Annotated in this window: 1 pseudogene; it reads right to left on the bottom strand. The window is 48.1% G+C overall.

From position 1 onward, the window contains the following. Positions 1-653, bottom strand: a pseudogene (locus A3763_RS28300) (hypothetical protein); the annotation flags it as partial.

Here is a 653-nt window from a genome sequence, read left to right as displayed (position 1 = left end):
CCAGTCTGGCCCTGGCTCCTTCTCATAAATGCCCTTGAAGGTTTTTAGCGGCGTCTGTAAAACTGTCCACTTCATGGTCCATTCAGGGTTAGGCAAGCCAGGGAAAACCTTTGTTTCATCTTCGCCATTGACGTTTTGGTAAGTGATTTGATAACCGTGGCACGACGCACAGTTGAAACCGGCAAATTCACCCGGCCCTGTATAAGGGTGATTACCTTCTGCATAGCGATATCCTACCCAACCTGTATCTTTTGTATTGCCTTCAAGCTTGGCAGAACCCAAGGTGAGGAAGCCGGGGATCGGGGTTGGCATTGGGTAAGGATCAAAGTAAACATCATCCATCGCTTCATTCGGCACTTGCCCTCTGACCGTTTTATAGGCGCCAAACAACTCTCTCGGGTCAGCATAGCCTCCTTTAACCGGGTCAAACGAACGATAGTTAAAGATCGCCTTCCAATCCAGGTTTCGTACCGCATGTGCGACACCAATATTGTAGTCGTACGACCAGAATATCTTTCGACCTTCTGTCACCAAATCAGAGAAGTTCGGGTTATTAACATCTATATCAATCGGCGTGCTGGCAACGGCATCACTCAGCTGTGACACAACGTCACATTCATGCTGAAACGTATCGCTGATAATACGAGAGGTCT

The organism is Oleiphilus sp. HI0128 (assembly GCF_001635365.1).
This window is presented reverse-complemented; position numbering and strand designations above follow the sequence as displayed.